Source organism: Allobosea sp. TWI1241, assembly GCF_039673065.1.
Taxonomy (GTDB): domain Bacteria; phylum Pseudomonadota; class Alphaproteobacteria; order Rhizobiales; family Beijerinckiaceae; genus Allobosea.
In genome coordinates, this window is the sequence record NZ_JBDJKW010000016.1 from 26,171 (window position 1) to 43,080 (window position 16,910).

General features: G+C 68.9%; 22 protein-coding genes. 2 read left to right on the forward strand and 20 right to left on the reverse strand.

The genetic code is table 11. From position 1 onward, the window contains the following. Positions 1 to 99 precede the first annotated feature (99 nt). The 20 genes from ABE438_RS17390 to ABE438_RS17485 all read right to left on the reverse strand — a co-directional run bounded on the left by ABE438_RS17390 (position 100) and on the right by ABE438_RS17485 (position 15,998). Entirely contained in the window at positions 100 to 444 is a 345-nt protein-coding gene (locus tag ABE438_RS17390; protein WP_346503923.1) for a hypothetical protein, read from the reverse strand. Next, a complete protein-coding gene (locus ABE438_RS17395) occupies positions 441 to 824 on the reverse strand; it encodes a hypothetical protein (protein ID WP_346503924.1) in 384 nt (127 codons plus the stop codon). Before ABE438_RS17395 ends, ABE438_RS17390 begins: the two co-directional genes overlap by 4 nt. Positions 825 to 851: 27 nt before the next feature. Next, positions 852 to 2,348 carry a phage tail sheath subtilisin-like domain-containing protein gene (locus tag ABE438_RS17400; RefSeq protein ID WP_346503925.1) on the reverse strand — a complete coding sequence of 499 codons (1,497 nt, stop codon included), beginning with the start codon at positions 2,346 to 2,348 and terminating at the stop codon, positions 852 to 854. A 6-nt stretch (positions 2,349 to 2,354) separates the two neighbouring features. Beyond that, entirely contained in the window at positions 2,355 to 2,594 is a 240-nt protein-coding gene (locus ABE438_RS17405; protein ID WP_346503926.1) for a DUF2635 domain-containing protein, read from the reverse strand. Positions 2,595 to 2,614: 20 nt separating this feature from the next. Next, the gene (locus ABE438_RS17410; protein WP_346503927.1) at positions 2,615 to 3,364 is read right to left on the reverse strand and encodes a hypothetical protein; all 750 of its coding nucleotides are present in this window, start codon (positions 3,362 to 3,364) and stop codon (positions 2,615 to 2,617) included. Next, positions 3,364 to 3,783, reverse strand: a complete 420-nt coding sequence (locus tag ABE438_RS17415) for a hypothetical protein (protein ID WP_346503928.1) — start codon at positions 3,781 to 3,783, stop codon at positions 3,364 to 3,366. The genes ABE438_RS17410 and ABE438_RS17415 overlap by 1 nt, the downstream gene beginning before the upstream one ends. Beyond that, entirely contained in the window at positions 3,783 to 4,142 is a 360-nt protein-coding gene (locus ABE438_RS17420) for a hypothetical protein (RefSeq protein WP_346503929.1), read from the reverse strand. The genes ABE438_RS17415 and ABE438_RS17420 overlap by 1 nt, the downstream gene beginning before the upstream one ends. A 10-nt stretch (positions 4,143 to 4,152) precedes the next feature. Further along, positions 4,153 to 5,193, reverse strand: a complete 1,041-nt coding sequence (locus ABE438_RS17425; protein ID WP_346503930.1) for a major capsid protein — start codon at positions 5,191 to 5,193, stop codon at positions 4,153 to 4,155. A 6-nt stretch (positions 5,194 to 5,199) separates the two neighbouring features. Further along, positions 5,200 to 5,844: a head decoration protein gene (locus ABE438_RS17430; RefSeq protein WP_346503931.1), complete on the reverse strand. Its 645-nt coding sequence runs from the start codon at positions 5,842 to 5,844 to the stop codon at positions 5,200 to 5,202. Between the two features lie 10 nt (positions 5,845 to 5,854). Beyond that, positions 5,855 to 7,177, reverse strand: coding sequence for a S49 family peptidase (locus ABE438_RS17435; protein ID WP_346503932.1), 1,323 nt, complete (start codon positions 7,175 to 7,177; stop codon positions 5,855 to 5,857). Beyond that, a complete protein-coding gene (locus ABE438_RS17440) occupies positions 7,174 to 8,775 on the reverse strand; it encodes a phage portal protein (RefSeq protein WP_346503933.1) in 1,602 nt (533 codons plus the stop codon). The genes ABE438_RS17435 and ABE438_RS17440 overlap by 4 nt, the downstream gene beginning before the upstream one ends. After that, positions 8,775 to 9,023 carry a gpW family head-tail joining protein gene (gene gpW, locus ABE438_RS17445; RefSeq protein WP_346503934.1) on the reverse strand — a complete coding sequence of 83 codons (249 nt, stop codon included), beginning with the start codon at positions 9,021 to 9,023 and terminating at the stop codon, positions 8,775 to 8,777. Before gpW ends, ABE438_RS17440 begins: the two co-directional genes overlap by 1 nt. Next, on the reverse strand, positions 9,023 to 9,577 hold the full coding sequence (locus ABE438_RS17450; RefSeq protein WP_346503935.1) for a phage tail protein: 555 nt from the start codon (positions 9,575 to 9,577) through the stop codon (positions 9,023 to 9,025). The genes gpW and ABE438_RS17450 overlap by 1 nt, the downstream gene beginning before the upstream one ends. Positions 9,578 to 9,678: 101 nt before the next feature. Continuing rightward, complete coding sequence (locus ABE438_RS17455; protein ID WP_346503936.1) at positions 9,679 to 9,855, reverse strand: hypothetical protein; 177 nt, start codon at positions 9,853 to 9,855, stop codon at positions 9,679 to 9,681. Positions 9,856 to 9,878: 23 nt separating this feature from the next. Next, positions 9,879 to 11,741 carry a phage terminase large subunit family protein gene (locus ABE438_RS17460; RefSeq protein ID WP_346503937.1) on the reverse strand — a complete coding sequence of 621 codons (1,863 nt, stop codon included), beginning with the start codon at positions 11,739 to 11,741 and terminating at the stop codon, positions 9,879 to 9,881. Next, positions 11,738 to 12,253: a hypothetical protein gene (locus ABE438_RS17465; protein ID WP_346503938.1), complete on the reverse strand. Its 516-nt coding sequence runs from the start codon at positions 12,251 to 12,253 to the stop codon at positions 11,738 to 11,740. The genes ABE438_RS17460 and ABE438_RS17465 overlap by 4 nt, the downstream gene beginning before the upstream one ends. A gap of 456 nt (positions 12,254 to 12,709) precedes the next feature. Continuing rightward, the gene (locus ABE438_RS17470) at positions 12,710 to 13,324 is read right to left on the reverse strand and encodes a ParB/Srx family N-terminal domain-containing protein (RefSeq protein ID WP_346503939.1); all 615 of its coding nucleotides are present in this window, start codon (positions 13,322 to 13,324) and stop codon (positions 12,710 to 12,712) included. Then, entirely contained in the window at positions 13,311 to 14,060 is a 750-nt protein-coding gene (locus tag ABE438_RS17475; RefSeq protein ID WP_346503941.1) for a hypothetical protein, read from the reverse strand. The genes ABE438_RS17470 and ABE438_RS17475 overlap by 14 nt, the downstream gene beginning before the upstream one ends. 40 nt (positions 14,061 to 14,100) lie before the next feature. Continuing rightward, a complete protein-coding gene (locus ABE438_RS17480) occupies positions 14,101 to 15,042 on the reverse strand; it encodes a hypothetical protein (protein ID WP_346503942.1) in 942 nt (313 codons plus the stop codon). A gap of 80 nt (positions 15,043 to 15,122) precedes the next feature. Next, positions 15,123 to 15,998 (reverse strand): DNA adenine methylase, encoded by an 876-nt coding sequence (locus ABE438_RS17485; RefSeq protein WP_346503943.1) that lies wholly within the window; start codon positions 15,996 to 15,998, stop codon positions 15,123 to 15,125. Positions 15,999 to 16,108: 110 nt separating this feature from the next. Here ABE438_RS17485 and ABE438_RS17490 point away from each other — a divergent pair, with 110 nt between their 5' ends. Further along, complete coding sequence (locus ABE438_RS17490) at positions 16,109 to 16,312, forward strand: hypothetical protein (RefSeq protein ID WP_346503945.1); 204 nt, start codon at positions 16,109 to 16,111, stop codon at positions 16,310 to 16,312. Between the two features lie 75 nt (positions 16,313 to 16,387). Next, a complete protein-coding gene (locus ABE438_RS17495) occupies positions 16,388 to 16,816 on the forward strand; it encodes a type II toxin-antitoxin system HicB family antitoxin (protein WP_346503946.1) in 429 nt (142 codons plus the stop codon). The last annotated feature ends 94 nt before the right edge of the window (positions 16,817 to 16,910 follow it).

Consider the following 16,910-nt stretch of genomic DNA (forward strand, 5'->3'; position numbering starts at 1 on the left):
TGTGCTCTTCGACCCAGGCCGCGGCGCGGACATAGAGCCGAAGCATGTGGTGCAAGGGCAGTGTCATGATGTCCGCAGGCTTCCAGCCAAGGCCGAACATCAGCTGGTCGGCGATGCCGTCCCAGTCGCGTCCGGCTGGGAGTACAAAAAATCGCAGATCACCTCGTGCACGCGCCGAGCGATCCGGAAGCCGGCGGCGTGGAGCACTGCAGGGTCGGCGCTCTCGTCGTCGCCGGTGGTGACGAGGCGCTCGGCATAGGCCTTGATCCGGTCGATGTGCTCGACTCTGATGAGCACGCCTTCGCTGTTGCGCTGGTCCTGCAGGACCTCGCCGAAATCCATGTAGTCGTGATAGCCGGGCGCCCGAACCTTGACGTATTCGTAGCGCTTCGTGCCGATTACGACTGGCGGATCGAGCGGGATTTTGACGTCCGTCCGGCTCACAGCGAGGTCTCCCGGTACTCATCGGCCCGGAAGGCGAACATCACGCCGCTGATCGCGCCGGTCTTGCGGTCGCGCTTCACCGAGCCCGTCATGGTGGCGCGGGGGCAGACATGCATGACGCGCGCGGTCTGCTCGATCAGCGTCAGGTTCTCGTCGCAGAGGTCAAAGACCTCGTTGAAGCTCGGGCCGCTGATCGTCTCGAGGATCTCGACGGTGAGCAGGCCTGGCATCATCTCCTCGGTCGAGTAGAGCATGCCGGACGAGGTCGCCTTGGTCTCGCGGGTCTTGCCGGTGGTGTCGAGCTCGACATTGCCGATGATCTCGAATTTCCGGCCGGCATAGGACAGCGTCATCTTGCCGCCGAAGCGCTTGCAGGTCATCGCGACTTACCTTTCAGGTTGCGCCGGTCAGGCGGCGAGCTGCTGCGGGAACTGGCGGAAGAGCACCGCCGCGGTCCTGAAGACGTGGAGCTGGTTGACCACGTCGAAGGGCAGGTAGACATCGAGCATGTCGGGCTCGACGCCGTTGCGGACGACCTGGACCAACTGGGCGAAGAGCGCCGAATTCTCGACGACGCCCTCGGCCTCGAGCCGGACGTACTCGTGAATCAGCGTCGCACGCGCCTCGGCGGGGGTGGTGATCGCCTCGAGGTCGAAGCGGTCAGTCGAGGCCAGGCCCTGGCGGCCATGAGCGTTCAGCACCGCGTTGCGGATCGAGCGCACCACGAACATCGCCTGGTAGATCTGGTTAATGTTGAGCCAGGTCCAGTCGATCGCGCCGGCGGGCGACTGCGAATACGTCGTGATGATGCGGTCGATCTGGACCGTGCCATCGCGCGTGACGTCGAAGGTCGAGATGCCGTCGTAGAGCAGCGTCTCCTTGTTCGACTTGGTGAAGCGGTCGATCCGGTTGCGCGGCGGCTTGACGCCGGCGAGCGCCAACGTGCGCAGCGGCCGGGAGATTTCGCCGGCGCCGGAATCGGTCAGGTGGAAGGAGGAGATCGCGGCCGCCGACGAGCACCAGAGCTGCGGGCCGGTCGGCGAACCGTAGAAGCCGATGATGCTCTCGTGGCTGTTGTTGCGCGCCGAGCCGAGGCCGGACAGCGCGCCGACCGACGCCTTCTTGGCCGTGATCATATGGCCGTAGATCTGCTGGTTGTCGTGCCAGCGCGCGTCCATCTCGGCCTTGATAGCGTTGAGCGAGACGGTATCCGCCCAGGGCTGGCCCCAGGTGTCGAACTCCTCGTCGCCGAGGCCGGCGAGCAGCGTGGTCCACTGCGCTTCGGTCGGCGTGCCGGTGCCGCCGGTCATCGGCGTGACGGTCGCGATCGCGGCGATCGCGTTGTCCTGCGGCGGGACGTAGACGTCGATGTCGTTGCCGAGAGCGCCCGGATGGCGGGCGGTCAGCAGGACCTCGTTGTCGTCATCGTCATAGGTCGCCTCGACCTCGACCAGGGCGGCAGAGATCGCGGCGGCGAAGGCGGTGCCGATCTGGTCGAGCGTGTCGGCCCGGGTCGCGGCCGAGACGACCTGGACGCCGCCGATCTCGACGATGCACGGCCCGGCGATGCCGCCGCCCGGCAGAGCCGCGAGCGCGATCTTGCCGGTCGCGGCGCCGGCGCCGGTCGGGTCCGGCATCGGCGCGGCCCAGTACTCGCCGCTCGGGCGGTTCAGCATGCCGTTACGGCACATCCGCGCCAGATCGGAGCCGGCACCGAACAGGCGGTCGGCCTCGAGCTCGGAGGCGACGAGGACCGGCACGGAGACCGCCGCGGCGCCGCCGGCGAACTTCTGGGCGATGTAGATGATCCGTCCGCGCTGCTGGTAGGGGGTGCCGCCGCTCCTGACCTCGACATGGAAGAGGCCGGAGCGCGTGGTCGACGAAATCTCATTGAACGCGACCATGCGCGATCACTCCTGTTCGGTGGTGGAGGGACGGGGGGCGAAGCGGCGGCGCGGCGGGGCCGCGTCGGGCGCGGCGGCGGCCGGGAGCTCGGGGGCGGCCTCGAGAAGGTCGCCGGTGAGCAGGAAACGCCGGTAGTAGGCGGTGTCCGGAACCAGGCCGCCGGTGGCGGGCACGGGTTCCATGAGGCGTTCGGGCTGGCGGACGCAGGCGCCCTCCGCCGGAATCACCTTGATGGTGCCGGTCATCTGCGGAATGTCCTCTGCGGTCAGGGGGTGGGGTCGGGCTCGGGTTCGGGATCCGGGAGGTCGAGCCCGGAGACCCCGAATTCGAGCGCCGGCGTATCCCGCGCAGCCGCCGCGTCGGTCCGGCGGGCGGTGACCTTGAACCCGCGGAGCCGTCCGACCTGCTCGGCGAGGGTCAGGCCCGCCGCGTTCTCGACGACGGCGCGGACACGGTCGCCCTCGGGCAACGCGCCGACGATCGCGGCGATATCCGCGCCGAAGCGGGCGAGGCCCTGGGCCGGCACGTCCGGTGCGACCGCCGGGGGCGGGACGCAGACCGCGAAGACCCGGCAGCTCAGGACCATGAGCCGCATCGGCATTTTGTTGGCGCCGGAGGCGTCGCGCACCGTGGTCGAGTTTCGCTCGACATGCTGGACGAGGCCCGACCAGACCGGATCGCGCTCCAGCGCCCAGTCGATCTCCTGCTCGATGATGTCGATCAGGGCCTCGGCGGTGTCCCAGTCGTCGGGCGCGATCTCGGCGAGGGCGCCGTCCACGGTCGCCAGGGCGATCTGGACCAGCATGTCGACGCGCCGGTCGGATTCGTGGCGGCTGACCTCCTCCTCGACGGCGACATCCTCGGTCGAGATGATCAGCACCGGCCGGTAGTCGCCGGCACCGATCCGATCGAACTTGCTCCATCCGGTGTCGTGGACGTCGGTCCCGGCGAGAGCCGGAGAGGCCTTCACGGCGGCGATCGCCGAAAGCCGCAGGGCGAGACGGGTCAGCGACATCAGACGGGCGCCTTGGCCTCGAGGACCCGGCAGTCGATGCGCGCCGGGCCGGCCGGCAGGACGTCCTCGATCACCCACGCGGTGCCGTCCTCCCGGATGAAGAGGTCGCCGCGCCTGAGCCCAAGCGGCGCAGCTGCGGAGCGCCATTCTGCAGGGATCAGCGCCTTGTCGATCGAGATCGCGACCTGGCGCGTGCTGGCGGCGAGGCCAGGCACGCTGAGGCCGGGCACCTTGCCGTTCATCGCGTGGCGCGAAGCGGCCTGCGCCTCATGGAATATCGCCACGAAAGGCGTCTCGCGGGCGAAGCGTGCCGGGTCGGGCTCGCGCCCAGCCCGGGGCAGGATGGCGAAAGGCTCGCCATGGCGCTCGTCGAGGATCGGCTGCACGGCGCGGTGCCGTGCAGCGAAGAGCGAGGGCATCAGGCGCCGGGCTCGATCGCCTCGGCCGGGGTCGGCTCGCCGGCGGCTTGGGCGGGCTCCGCCGGCTTGGCCTTAGCGGACTTGGCCGGCTTGGCCTTGCTGCCCGCTGCCTCAGAATCCGCCGCAGGGCCCGGCGGGTCCTCGCCCTGCCCAGCCGAATCGTCGTCTCCGTCGTTCTCGTCGATGATGCCGACGATCGGCTCGTGCGGCAGCGGCGGCCAGCGGACGGCCTTTCCGTCCGCGATCGCGGCCTTCGCCACGTCGACCGGCTCGTCGAGGACGAGGCCGGCATGCAGCGTGCGGCGGGTCAGGCCAGGCACCACGTCATAGGAGAAGGTCCCGATCATCTTGATCTGCATCGAGGCCTCCTCAGGTCATCGTCGCGCGCACCAGCAGGGCCGGGCGCTTGACGATGGGCAGGGGATTGGCCTGCGCCTTGAACTCGATGCCCTCGTCGTGATCCAGGCGCTTCTGGGTGACGAAGATCATCTGGTCCTCGCGCGGCGCCGAGTTGACCTCGGAGAGCGCGGTCGGGGGCGCGAGATAGGTCTGGAAAGTCTCGCGCGTGCCGGTGGGGTAGATCCTGGCCTCGCCGGCCGGGATAAACTTGCGGTTCACCGTCGTGCCGTCCTCGGCGAGGTAGTTCGCATTGCCGCGGTACTCCTCCCACATGATCCCGCGGTGCAGGAAGCCCTTGCGGACATCCTGGCGCAGCGGCTCCGCCTGGGAGGTGTAATACATGTACGCCTTCTCGACGTCAGCGTGGCCGACATAGGCGTCGAAGAACTCCGGCGAGCACAGGCCATGGGCGCGAACCATGGTCTCGCCGTGAAGATTGTCCTCGAGATACCGCATGACCTCGTTATTTTTCGTCATCATCTTCGTCGCCGGATTCGTCAGATCGAAGTCGACGACCTTCTCGGTGATCCCGAATTCGGCGAAGTAGTCGATGATGACCGAGCCGTCGGCATCGAGCAGGACACCGTTCAGCGCCGACGCCCGCAGGGCTTCCAGCGTGATGTGGAACTTGCCGGCGATGTCCTCGAGCTTCTCGTTGACCGCGTTCTGGACGCGGTCCAGCACGTCGGTCGCGCCGTAGGGAATCCGGTTCTGCAGGTCGCCGGACGCCAGCGCGTCCAGGTGCGGGATGTGCGGCACCTTGAAGATCCGCACGTTGCGACGGCCACGGATGGCGGCGGTGCCGCGCGCGCCGCGCTCGGCCGTGCGCAACAGGTTGAGCACGCCGTTCTTATACTCGATCTCGACATAGGTCGTCGCGACCCCGCGGATCGGGAAGAGGCCGAGTTCGTTGATGCGGCCATAGGTGTTGGGGACGATGTTAACCGAGTCGACGAGGTTGCGCGTGGCGAAGACCGGATCGTCGAGGAGGTCGAGGACGGTGGAGTTCATGAGCGTTCAGGCCCCCTGAGCCGAAAGGATGCCGGCCTTTTCGAGATGCTCGACAGCGACGGCTTTCTGGTCGGTCGTCACGCCGCCGGCGAAGACGAGCTCGTTGCGGACGACGACGGCCTTGCGGGCGACGGTGACGACCTTGGCGTCGGCCAAGGTGGCGTCGCAGGCGCCGATCGCGATCTCGGCCGCGATCTGCGAGCCATCGGCCGCGGCGGGCGCATAGGGCTTGGCCTTCTTGCCGGTCGGCACCACGGCGATGTCGAAGCCGTCGCCGGCGACGAAGGCCGTGCCGCCCACCGTGATGGTGAAACCGAGATCGTCGGCGACCGCGACGCCGGTCGCGCCCGAGGCGACGACGTCGCCGCCGGGATCAGACAGGTCGAACGCGGTCGCCCCGGTGAAGCGGACGCTGTACGTGCCCGCCTTCGCCCGGCCGGACACCGTCACGGCCGAGATCGTGCCGTTGCCGGTATTGCCGCCGGCCTTGGCGACGGCGCTCGCCGTGCCGCTCCGGACCAGGCCGAGGACCTGGCCGATCTCGATCTTGCCGGAGCCGGAGGCGACGATGCGCTCCTCCAGCGAGTAGACAGGGTCGTGGTGCTTCAGGACGTCCGAGGCGCGCCTCGGCTCGGTTCCGCGCAGGGCCATGTGCGCCTCCTCAGCTACGGGCGCCGGCGCCGAAGCGCTTGGCCATCTTGTCGGCGAGAGAGCCGCTCGCCGCGGCGGTCCCCGGCTTCGTGCCGGGGCCGAGATCGTGATCGGGCTGGCCGGCCATCGCCTGAGCGAGGCCCGTCTTGGGAGCCGGGGCGGCGGCGAGCACCGCCGCCGCCTGGTCGGCGCTGACGTCGGTGTCGAGCGCGAGTGCGAGCGCAGCGGCCGGCGAGACCTTCGCGCCGTCGAGCGCCATGATGCCCTTCAGCCGCGCACGTTCGGCGGTGGCGCCGGCCTTCTGGCCCTCGGCGACGCCTTCGGCCCTGGCCTCGGTGCGCGCCGCCGTCAGCGCCGCCTCGTGCTCGGCGCGGGGGATTCCCGCGTCGGGCGCGGGCTGGTTCTCGGTCTGACCGGACATCTGGGCTCCTCTGGCTCCGGTGATTGCGCGGGATCGCGCGGCAGGCGTCTTCAGGATGTCGTCGAGGGTGGCGACACGATCAGCGAGGCCGGCTTCGACGGCCGCCCGGCCGCGGAAGACGCGGGCGCCGGCGGTGCGTATGGCTTCCTCGGTGAGGCGCTTCGGCCGATGGGCCGCGACCGTGGCGACGAATTCGCCGTAGAGCGTGTCGACCTCGCGCTGCACGTCGGCGCGCACGGCTTCCGGCAGCGGCTCGAACGGGTTGAAATCGGCTTTGCCGGCGCCGGCGTGAATGATGGTCGGCCGCAGTCCAGCCTTTTCCAGCGAGGCGGACCGGTCGAGGTGCACGATGATGACGCCGACGCTGCCGACCGAGGCGGTCGGCGTGACCAGGATCTCGGATGCGCCTGACGAGACGAGGAATGCGGCCGAGCAGCAGACCGCGTTGACCAGCACCGTGACCGGCTTCTCGGCATCGAGGGCGCGCAGCGCTGCGGCGGCCTCGAAGGCGCCGGCCGCCTCGCCGCCGGGCGAATCGACGTCGAGGACAACGCGGCTGACGGCAGTATCGGCACGCATCACCGAGAAGAGGGCGCCAAGCCCTTCGTAGCTGGTCAGTCCCGACGAGGCGCCGATCCAGGCGCCGCGGTTGACGAGCTTGCCGCGCATCTGGGCGATGGCGACGCCGTCCCCGGCCATGCGATAGCCGGCATAACTCCCGTCGGCCCGCCGCACCGGCGTGCCGACGAAGGCCGAGGCCTCCGTATCCGGCATCTCGCCGTCGAGATCGACCAGTTGCTCGGCGCCGATGCGCGGCAGCAGCACCGAGGCGGCGATCGCCGCGGCCTCCGGCTCAATCAGCAGCGGCCGGTTGAAGGCGAGCTCGGCGATGCGGAAGAGCTGGCCGGTCACGCCGCGACCTTCTCGAGCTCATCCTCGCTATCGGCGGGCTCGCCGGCGGCGGGCTTCGGCGGATTGCGATTGACATGCGGCAGCGGCAGCCCGTGGCGCCGTGCATAGGCGTTCTCGCGAGCCTGCTGCTTCATGTTCTCCTGCCAGTCATGGCCCTGCTCGTTGGATTCTCGCTCCAGCGTCGAGATGCCGGTCTGCAGGCGCTTCTCGGCGGCCTGCGCCTCCTTCATCGGATCGACCCAGCCCCGGCCGGGGCCGATCCAGCGGGCCTGACACCAGGCAGAGCGGGCCTCCTGGAAGGACGGCGCGCCGGCCGGCAGGACGAGACGGCCATCGTCGACGGCCTCCTCCAGCACCGCCGCGAACCAGGGGGCGAGGAAGCCGTGGCCGAAGAACCACTGGCGGGCATAGAAGCCGCGCCAGACCTCGAGCAGCGCGGCGCGGGCCGAGGAATAGTTGACCTGGCCCCAGTCCATCGAGAGCTGCTCGTAGGTGGTGCCGAGCGCGGTGGCGATGTTGCGTAGGCAGGCGCGCTCGAACATCTCGAACTGTGCGGCCGGGCGCGCAGCGTTCGGGAAGACGATGTCCTCGTTGGTGTAGAGCGAGGTGACCTTGACGCCGGGTAGGTCGATCGCGGTATCGCGCCAATAGTCGACGCGGGCGGCGTTGTAGGCTTCCATGCTGCCCGCGAGATCGGAACTGTCCATCTGGCCGAGCGAATCGAGCAGGGCCTTGTGGTCGAAATCGGATTTCAAGAAGGCGGCGAGCGTGGCGTTCAGCACGGCGGCCTGGAGCTCGGCCTCGTCATAGCGCCCGAGCATGCGAAGCTTCTTCACCACGGTCTTCAACCGCGAGATGCCGCGGACCTCGCCGGCGCGCTCGGGCTCGAAATGGTGCAGCACGATGGCGCGGCCCCAGGCCGTTTCGCGCTCGATACGCTCGTGCCGGCCGAAAGAGGTCGTAATCGCATGGTCCGCCGGGTGGCGGACACCGATGTGATAGGCGAGCGGCTCACCCCAGCCGCCGAGCTCGACGCCCTGGTAAAGGACATCGCTGTCGGGCTGGCCGGTCGGATTCGAGAGGCGGTCCGGGTCGACGATCTGCAGGGCGGTACGCCACGGTGCCGGCGAACGACGCCAGCGCAGCACGCCGAGCGCCTCGCCGTCCCACATGAAGTGTCGATAGGCGAGGGCCAGCAGGCCGCCTACAGGCAGACGGCGAGCGGCGTCGCACCAATTGCTGGGGTCTGTGGCGTAATCGGTCCAGATCGCCTCGATCCGCGTCGCGATCTCGTCGGCTGCGTCCGGCGTGATCCCGAGGAGGTCGGCGTTCGGCGTCGAGGAGCAGCGCCAGCCCGACCCGATGATCGAGTCGACGACGCGGCTGACGCCGCCCGAGGCCCAGCCGTCGTTACGGGCTAGATCGTGGACGCGCGCGTTGACCTCTCCGCGATCCCAGGCGACGGCGGCCCGGCCGGCGACGCGGGGAGGGCGCCAGCCGGCGAGATCGGGATGGGTGCGAGACGCCGCGACATGCGGGCGGTCGCGCCCCGGCGCCTGCGCCCTGACTGGGAGACCGTAGGCGTCGAGCAGCGCCATCAGAACACTACCCGGCGCGAACGTGCGCGTGTCACGGACGGGCAGAGGCCGAGCTCGCGCTCCATCTCGGCTATGTAGCGCTCGAGATCCGCTAGCCTCGCCGGCGTCCACTGGATCTCCTGGACGGAGTCGAGCGATTTCGACATGGTCTTGACGACGCCGCCGACGGTCAGCAGCTGGTGGCGAGCGGCCTTCGCCTCGCGCAACCGAAGCTGCAGGGCCGCGATGTCTTCGGACGATAGCGTCATCAGAAGCCCCGGAGCACCGAGCCGAGCGCCCGGTTCAGGTCGATCGGAAGCTCGCGGGCGACAGTCGCTTCATAGGCCGCCTTGCTGGCGTCCTTCACCATCTCGACCGGGATCGCCGGGCCATAGGTGATGGCGATCTTCAGTCTCTTCTTACCGAGGCGCTTGAAGACATGACCGCCGAGCGCGAGGGCGACGCGGTTCGGGAACCTGCCACCGCGGGAGAAGGCGCCGGCGAAGACGCGGCGTTTGCCCCAGGGGGCGGCGCTGACGCCCTTGGCGGTTTCGCGCGCGCCGAACTCCTTCAGCGGGATGTACGGCCCGCGAGCCCGGACTGCCGCGGAGAGATGGCCGGCGCTGGCGGCCTCTCGCTTCAACGCCGCCCTGATCCGGCCAGCCTTGAGCCCGGTCTGTTTGGGCAAAGCCCGCACGATCTGCGTCTGCACCTTGGCGTTCGTCGCATTCAGTGCGCGGGCGACGGCGACCGGAGAGAGCGCGGCGGCTCGTTGGAAGGCCTCGGCTACACCGCCGATTCCGGCGGCGTTGACGTCGATCACCAGCCCGGCGCCGCCGCCGGCGTTCTTCCGGCTCGCGCCGAAATCGCGCAGCGAATTGCCGGCGACGACGCCGCCGGTGCGCTGTGCCATGAAAACGGCCATCAGCGGCGGATCAGCCCGATGGCGCGAGCAGACGCGGCCCTGCGCGCCAGTTCCAGATCGATGCGGGCGGAGCGAGAGACCTCCGCGGCGCGGCGGGCGGCCTCGCCGATATCGCCGCGCAGGAGCGCGCGGGCGCCAGCGGCGATATCGCCGCGGCGCTTGGCACAGTTACACATGATCGGTCCTCGGATTTACGGGGTCACTTTCGCCGCAGCAGCGCCGCGAGCTCGCGGGCCTTGGCGTTGGCGTCCGGCTTCTTCGGGGCGGCGGATCCGGCGGCGGAGAGCTCCGCTAGGCGGCGCTCCCAGTCCGGCCGGAAGAAATGACGCGCCGCGGATGCATAGACGAAGCAGTCCATCACCTCGGCGCGGCGGTTCGGGATTCGCACGAACTCCCGCTCAGGACGGCCGCGGCGATAGACGATCTGCGGCGGCTCGGAGAGGAGCTGCTCGTACCATTCGCGGCCGAAAGCGTTCGAGAAGCGCATCCAGCCAGGTTGGGGCGTCGGCAGTTCGAGGCGCGACCAGAGATCGGCCTTGAACTGCTCGGTCGCGAGCAGGAACAGCTTGCCACGCATCTTCAACTTCGCGGCTTTCTTCACCGGCTCGTTCTGAGGGTTCGATGCGCCCTTGATCGCATAGGTGCGGCAGCCGCCGTGCCGCGCCATCGCAAAGGCCATCAATCGCTCACTACGCTGTCGTCCCGAGGAGTCGCCCGCATCGATGCATGCGACCTCGATGCCGACCGTGCCGCCGAGCGGATGCGCCCAGCGCTGCTGCAGCAGCGTGTCGAGTTCTTCCCAGACCTCGGCGAAGCTGGTGTCGCCGGTGAGCACCTCATGGCCGAGTGCCTGGACGCCGCCGAGGCACCAGCCCCAGAGCCCGACCTCGAGACGATCATGCTGAACGTCGACGCCGGCGGTGACGTAGAGCGTCTCAGCCGGCAGGCTGGCCGACCAGGTGCCTCTATCTCGATCGAATACCAGGCCGAACGGCTCGGCACGCGCCAGCAGAGTGTCCTCGTCGACCTGCGCCTGCGTGAGCCTGAAGGGCCGGCCGAGAACGGTGTTGGTGAACACCTGCATCTCGCTCGGCCCAGCAGCCTTCGCCTTCTCGTACTCGGCGACGAGGCGGGGCCAGGCGGCGTTGGCAAAGAGCGACAGCAGGGCCGAGAGCCTGAAGCCCGCGTGGTCCCTGATTTCGGGCTTCATCGGGCGGGCCCGCATGCCCTCGATCATCCCGGCCTTCTGCTCGTGGCTGATGATGCAGCCGGAGCATGGACAGACCAGGTGGACGGTCTCCGGCTTGCCGGCGTCCCATTTCAGCTGCTCCCACTGCAGCTCGAAGAACTCGCTGCATTGTGGGCAGGGACACTCGAACACTGTCTGGTTCGAGAGCTTCCAGCTCTTCTCGACATTGGAGACGTTCTCCAGCGTCGGTGTCGAGCCCAGGACGATCTTGCGATCGGCATGGGCGAATGTCCGCTTCTCGGCGAGGGCGATCGGGTCGCCCTCGACGGTCACCTCCATCGCGTCGGCCTCGTCGATGAAGAGGCGTTTCGCGTCGTGGCGGCGCAGGTTGCGGGGGCTGCGCGCTGCGAGGATCTTGAGCGATCCACCGCCGGCGAAGGCCTTCATCACCATGGTGTTGCGGCCGTCGTTTCGACCCGTCCGCAACAGCCCGGCCAGCGCTGGCGATTCCTGAAAGGCCGGCTCGATCTCGTCGACGGCGAAGCCCCGGGCGTCGTCGTCGGTCGGCACCAGCAGGATGATAGAGGCCGGCTGCGTCGCCGCCGAGGCGCCAATCGCTGCCATCAGGCACTTGGTGAAGCCGACGCGCGCCGCCTTCAGCACCGTGACGCGCTCGATGGCCGGATCCCCGATCGCGTCCAGGATGAATCGCTGATAGGGCCAAGGCTTGAAGCGCCCGGGCTCGGAGGAAGCGCGCTCCGCCAGACGGAAATTCTGCGCCGCCCAGTCCGACAGGGTCAGCCGGGGCGGCGGGGCGAACAGCGCCAGCACCCGCTCGACGAGCAGGTCCTCCGCCGATACGTGCTTCGTCACTTCCTCGCTTTTCTGGCCTTGCGGGCGGTATCCACTGCCTCCTGGAGCTTCTCGGTGGCCGCGTCCGCGAGCGCCTCGCGCAGGAGGGCGTCGATGACGCCGATATCCGCCCGGGTCAGGTGGGGCAGGCGCCCCGCCGCCTTGACTGGAACCGACAGCAGCGAGAGCTGCGCGGCTCGGACGATGCGCTCGAGCGCCGGGGCGATCGCGTCCACCTCGATCGCCTCGCCCCGCGCCAGTGCATTGTCGCGCTCGACCCGTTCTGCCTGGGCCCGGGTGAGCCTGGCGCGTTCGGCGACGAGATCGTCCTCTCCTGACCGATGACCCGCCGCCTGTCCGCGGAGGTGGCGGACGAATGTCTGGACGGATTTGCCGAGGTCGTAGCGCCCTGGCGCGATTTTCACGACCAGACCGCGCTTGGCGAGGTCCCGGACGTTGCGATCGGAACAGTCCAGGAGCTTCGCGAGGGTCAGCTCGTCGATGCCGGAAGCTGGCTTCGCCGGCGGCGCCATCGCATCACCGGCCCCCGATTCTGGCGGCGGAACCCCCTAGGGCGAAACAACTTGAGCGATACAGCGGGGTGCTGCGCGCTCCGTAGGGGGCGGCCCGTCGGAAGGACCCGCGGGCCTTGCGGCCCTGGCCGCACGACCAGCCGACTACCGCGGCGCCCCCGCCACATCTGGGCAGGCGGACCGTGGTCATCGGCTGGTACTCCGTGTGAAAACGAAACGCGTCCCGCCGGGGCTGAATCCGCGGGACGCGTCGAGAGGAAGACCGAACCCCGTGAGGCGGACACGGGGCGCAGGACTTCACGCTGCATTTCTGATCGCAGATACCGTGCGCTCCCGGCAAGACCAGCATGGCGGTTATCGTCGCCTCCCGCGCTATCCCCCGCGCCGCGCCCTGAGCGCTTGCCGCGCCGTGCCGCGCCGCGACCGGATCAGCCCGATCGTGCTGTTCTGCACAGGTCACGGCTCACCCTGCTCCTGGTCCGAATCGTCCACCCTGCGCGCCTGCCTGACCTTCCGGCGCTTCTTCGCCCTGCGGGTGAGGTCCTTGTCGGGCACGACGACGCGACCGCATTGCATGCAGGTCTGCTCCGGCTCGTCCTCCTCTGGCTCGTCGTCCTCGTCCTCGGCTTCCTCCTCGGCGCGGAGGATTGCCTCCAGCTCGCCCTCGCCGAAGCCGGTCAGCGCCATGTCGAACCGCGCCAGCTCGAGCGCGGCGAGCTCGGCCTTCAGGATCTCGTCGTCCCAGCCGGCGTCCAGCGCGAGCTTGTTGTCGGCGATGACGTAGGCGCGGATCATCTCGGCCGACCAGCCGCGCGCGACCACGACGGGCGCGTCCTCGACCCCGAGGAGATCGCCGGCGAGTACACGGCCGTGGCCGGCGATGATCGTGTCCTCCTCGTCCACGAGCACCGCATTGGTCCAGCCGAAGGTCCGCATCGACGCTGCGATCTTCTCGACCTGATCGGCCGTGTGCGTCCGCGCGTTCTGCGCATAGGGCTTGAGGTCGCGCACCTTGCGGGTCGCGCGCTCGAGCTCCGGCAGGACGAGCTGCTTGCGGTCACCTTTCGCCATCGCCTCCTCCCTCGCCCTTCACCACGCGGATGATCTCGATGGCCGCGACGTCATGGCCCCAGGCCTGCTTCTGGTTCTTCGCGCGGCGCCGCTTCTGGTCGTAGAAGCCCCCGGCGAAGGCGAGGTCGACCACCGCGTCGACGAAATGGCGCAGGCCGTCGCCGGCCGGGATCGGCTCGCTGCGACAGGCCGCGGTGAGCGCCTGCCATCGCATCCGGCCGAGCGGGCCGTCGCCCATGGCGGCCTTGGCCATGTCGACATCGGCTCGGATGCCGGCGACCTGCTCGGCCATGGCCAGCGCTGCGCCATGCAGCTTGATCTCGTCCGGATCCAACCGGCCCTTACGCGCGCTCGCTTCCAGTTCGAGCGGCGTCATGCGGATGCCGCCGGCGCCCTTCTCGATCACGTTGGAGGGCGGCGACCGCCGCAGCGCGAGCACCGTCTCGTCGTAGGCGCGCAGCCGGTCCGCCAGCCAGCAGGCGGCGTCGTACTCCTGGGGGCCGATCTTGACCGGTACGCCGAGCACGAACATGAGGCCGAGCGTCGAGCCGAGCCGCGGATCGAGCACGCCCTCGGCGCCGAGCTGGCGGAAGCGTTGGGCCTGTGCCTGGCGCCGCGCGGCGCTTCCGGCGCGCTCGGCGGTCTGGAGGATGCGCCCGGCCTTGTCGCGCCTGACCTTCAGCGGATCCTTGCGCCTGCGCCCCGGTCGTCTCGCCGCTGGATTGTTCTGCTGCACGTCATCACGGTCCCCATGGTTCAGCCCCTGAGGTTGTCGGTCAGGCCGCCGCTCCCGGCCCCTCCCGCGCGCGGCGCGCGGCGACCTCGCGGTCATAGCTCCAATCCTGCGCCGGGAACAGCGAAGGTCGCCACCATCCGTTGCGGCCGTTGTGCGAGGATCCGGCCGGCATGCCGGGCCGGCCCGCTGCACGGTACGCCCGGTCCCAGGCGGCGAAGGCCGGTGTCCCGACGGCGACGAAGACCTGCTTCGCCGGCGGCGGCGGAACCTCGCCATCGGCCGGATAGTCGAGATAGAGCCGCTCGGCGATGAAGGTCTTCAGGTGGCAGCGCTTGCTGCGCGGCCCCAGCGTCATGGCCCGAAGATAGGCCGGCGCCGCGACGAGCACATGGCGCCGGTTCGCCCGGTCCAGCCCCTCGAAGCGCGCCTCGGCCTGGATCCGGCTCTCACCGTCCTCCCACGGCCAGATCGCAGCGAGATCGACCCAGCGCGCCGGCGGCGGCTCGGGCTCGGCGGACCTGATCGTCACCTCGTCGAGGATCGATCGACCCACAACCTCTGCGGGCCGAGGCTGCGGGGGTAAGGGGGTGTGGGATAGTTCTTGGTTAGAGTCAGTTCTTAGTATGTCGTCATGATTTGCCAGACGTGGCAAATCATGACGTGGCTCGGCACAAAGCGGGAACGAAGCCTGAGCCACGTCATGATTTTCATGAGATGGCTCGGCCGGCAAGCCGCTGGATTCGCGCGCCTCTTCCTGCTCCGGCTCGGGCGGCGCCGCCTCGTCGAGCACGACATATTCCATGCCGACGAAGGCCTTGGTGACGGGATCGCGCTTGCGCTCGCGCGTCACCCATCCGAGTTCGACGAGCTCGCGGACGAGGTTGTGCATCTTGTTGATGCCGACCTTGAACCGCCCGCGCAGATGCTCGACCGAGAGCGCCCAGTCGTCCGGCCGCGAGCGCAGCCAGGCGAGCAGCGCCATCGCCTCGAGCGAGAGCCGCTCATCGTCGAAGACCTCGTTCTCGACGACCGTGAAGTTCTTGGTGCGGCGCCGCCGGACGATCACTCCGCCGCCTCCTGATAGTCGAACAGGGGAGCCCCTGCGCCGGCCTTCTCTCGCTCCAACGCGGCCGCACATGCGGGGTTGATCCAGAGAACCTCGGTGCGCTCGCGGGCGCCGTCGGCAAGCGCTGCGCGCTCTACGCGCAACCATCCATCCAGCAGACGGTCATAGAGCGGCGAGGGATAACCCGAGAGCACCACCATGCCCTTGAGCGAGCGGAGCGCCTCGAGGAGCATGACATGATCAGCATCCGTCAATTCGTGCCGATACTTGTGCTTGGCGCAGTAGGGATTCCCGCCCGATCGCGTCTCATGGACATAGGGTGGATCGACATAGTGCAGCGCCTCGGCTCGGTCATGTGCGCGCATGACCGCGACCGCGTCCCGACTTTCGATGACCACGCCGGAGAGCCGCGCGACGATGTCCGGCAGCAGAGCAGGGTAGTTCGCCCAATCATGTGCCGGCGTCGTGCCGCTTTTGTTGCTGTCCGCCCGGAAGCCCGTCGAACGACCGAGCGCACCTGTGTTGCCGAAGCCCATCAGGCTGCGGATGATCAGGCGCCGGGCCTGCTCGACAGGCTCGTCGGACGGCTCATAGGCTGCCATGAATTCGGCCCGCGCGAACGGCGTCAACGCGAGCTGCTCGCCGAGACGCGCGGAGTCCGGCCCGCGCAACACGCGGAACAGGTTCACAAGCTCCGCGTCGAGGTCGTTGTAGACCTCCGCATAGGCCGGCGCTTTCCGCAGCAGCACCGAGGCCGCGCCACCGAACGGCTCGACATAAATCCGGTGACGCGGAAAATGGCCGATGATCCATGGTGCCAGCAGCCATTTGCCGCCATGCCAGCGCAGAAGAGGGCGTTGAGGCTCGCTCATGCCGCCCTCACGCTACGCCAGCGCCGATAGATCGGACATTTTTGCCCGACCATGATTGACAATCGGGCATATGTGCCCGATACTCTTTTCATCGGAAACGGAGAGGAGAGATGAATCGGGACCAGTTGATCCGCAGCCTTCGCCGCTACGCCCGAAACCGGAGCATCCGGTTCGAGGTGGACACGAAGAAGGGCTCCGGATCGCACTACCGGGTCAGGCTTGGCGACAAGGTCTCGACCCTTCAGAACGACCTCAATCCCGGACGGATCGAGCGCTTTCTGAAACAGCTTGGAGTGAACCTCGCCGATCTCTGATCGGCGAGGCCCCCCCGGCGGTAGATGGTTCCCGGCGAGACTCTGCTCTCCACAGCAAGGAGAAGGACTAAATGCATGACCCTCACTTTCGGCGTCGCGGTCACGCGCGAGGCTGACGATTGGGTGGTGAGCGTGCGTGATCTCCCGGAGGTGGTCACCTCCGGGGCTTCCCTCGAGGAGGCACTGGCGCTCGCCACCGACGCGATCGAAGTGGTCGTCGCCGGCCGTATGGACGACGACGAACCGCTCCCCGATCCCACCGCCGTCCTGCCGGGGGAGCACGCCGTGCCGCTCCCGGCCGGGCTCGCGGCCAAGGCCGCGGTCTATGTCGCATGGAAGGCGAGCGGTCTGCGTAAGACCGAGCTCGCCCAGCGCCTCGCGCGCGACGAGAGTGTGGTCCGCCGCATCCTCGATCCGCGCCATGGCACGAAGCTCGAGCATCTCGACGAGGCCGCCCGCGCCCTTGGCGGACGGCTCGTGGTCAGCTTCGAGCCGGCGGCCTGAGGCGGCACGATCCTGGAGGCCCGCCGGTTCGCGCCGGCGGGTCTTTTCGTCCGATGCGTCTGACACCAGGCAGTCGCACCGCCACATCAGAACG

Coding starts and splice junctions, on each gene's coding strand:
- ABE438_RS17490 (WP_346503945.1), top strand. CDS start 16,109: ATGAATCGGGACCAGTTGATCCGCAGCCTTCGCCGCTACGCCCGAAAC.
- ABE438_RS17430 (WP_346503931.1), bottom strand. CDS start 5,844: ATGGCCCTGCGCGGAACCGAGCCGAGGCGCGCCTCGGACGTCCTGAAG.
- ABE438_RS17455 (WP_346503936.1), bottom strand. CDS start 9,855: ATGTGTAACTGTGCCAAGCGCCGCGGCGATATCGCCGCTGGCGCCCGC.
- ABE438_RS17420 (WP_346503929.1), bottom strand. CDS start 4,142: ATGCAGATCAAGATGATCGGGACCTTCTCCTATGACGTGGTGCCTGGC.
- ABE438_RS17425 (WP_346503930.1), bottom strand. CDS start 5,193: ATGAACTCCACCGTCCTCGACCTCCTCGACGATCCGGTCTTCGCCACG.
- ABE438_RS17465 (WP_346503938.1), bottom strand. CDS start 12,253: ATGGCGCCGCCGGCGAAGCCAGCTTCCGGCATCGACGAGCTGACCCTC.
- ABE438_RS17470 (WP_346503939.1), bottom strand. CDS start 13,324: ATGGCGAAAGGTGACCGCAAGCAGCTCGTCCTGCCGGAGCTCGAGCGC.
- ABE438_RS17495 (WP_346503946.1), top strand. CDS start 16,388: ATGACCCTCACTTTCGGCGTCGCGGTCACGCGCGAGGCTGACGATTGG.
- gpW (WP_346503934.1), bottom strand. CDS start 9,023: ATGACGCTATCGTCCGAAGACATCGCGGCCCTGCAGCTTCGGTTGCGC.
- ABE438_RS17410 (WP_346503927.1), bottom strand. CDS start 3,364: ATGTCGCTGACCCGTCTCGCCCTGCGGCTTTCGGCGATCGCCGCCGTG.
- ABE438_RS17440 (WP_346503933.1), bottom strand. CDS start 8,775: ATGGCGCTGCTCGACGCCTACGGTCTCCCAGTCAGGGCGCAGGCGCCG.
- ABE438_RS17480 (WP_346503942.1), bottom strand. CDS start 15,042: ATGGCGCTGCTCGCCTGGCTGCGCTCGCGGCCGGACGACTGGGCGCTC.
- ABE438_RS17485 (WP_346503943.1), bottom strand. CDS start 15,998: ATGAGCGAGCCTCAACGCCCTCTTCTGCGCTGGCATGGCGGCAAATGG.
- ABE438_RS17400 (WP_346503925.1), bottom strand. CDS start 2,348: ATGGTCGCGTTCAATGAGATTTCGTCGACCACGCGCTCCGGCCTCTTC.
- ABE438_RS17405 (WP_346503926.1), bottom strand. CDS start 2,594: ATGACCGGCACCATCAAGGTGATTCCGGCGGAGGGCGCCTGCGTCCGC.
- ABE438_RS17395 (WP_346503924.1), bottom strand. CDS start 824: ATGACCTGCAAGCGCTTCGGCGGCAAGATGACGCTGTCCTATGCCGGC.
- ABE438_RS17415 (WP_346503928.1), bottom strand. CDS start 3,783: ATGCCCTCGCTCTTCGCTGCACGGCACCGCGCCGTGCAGCCGATCCTC.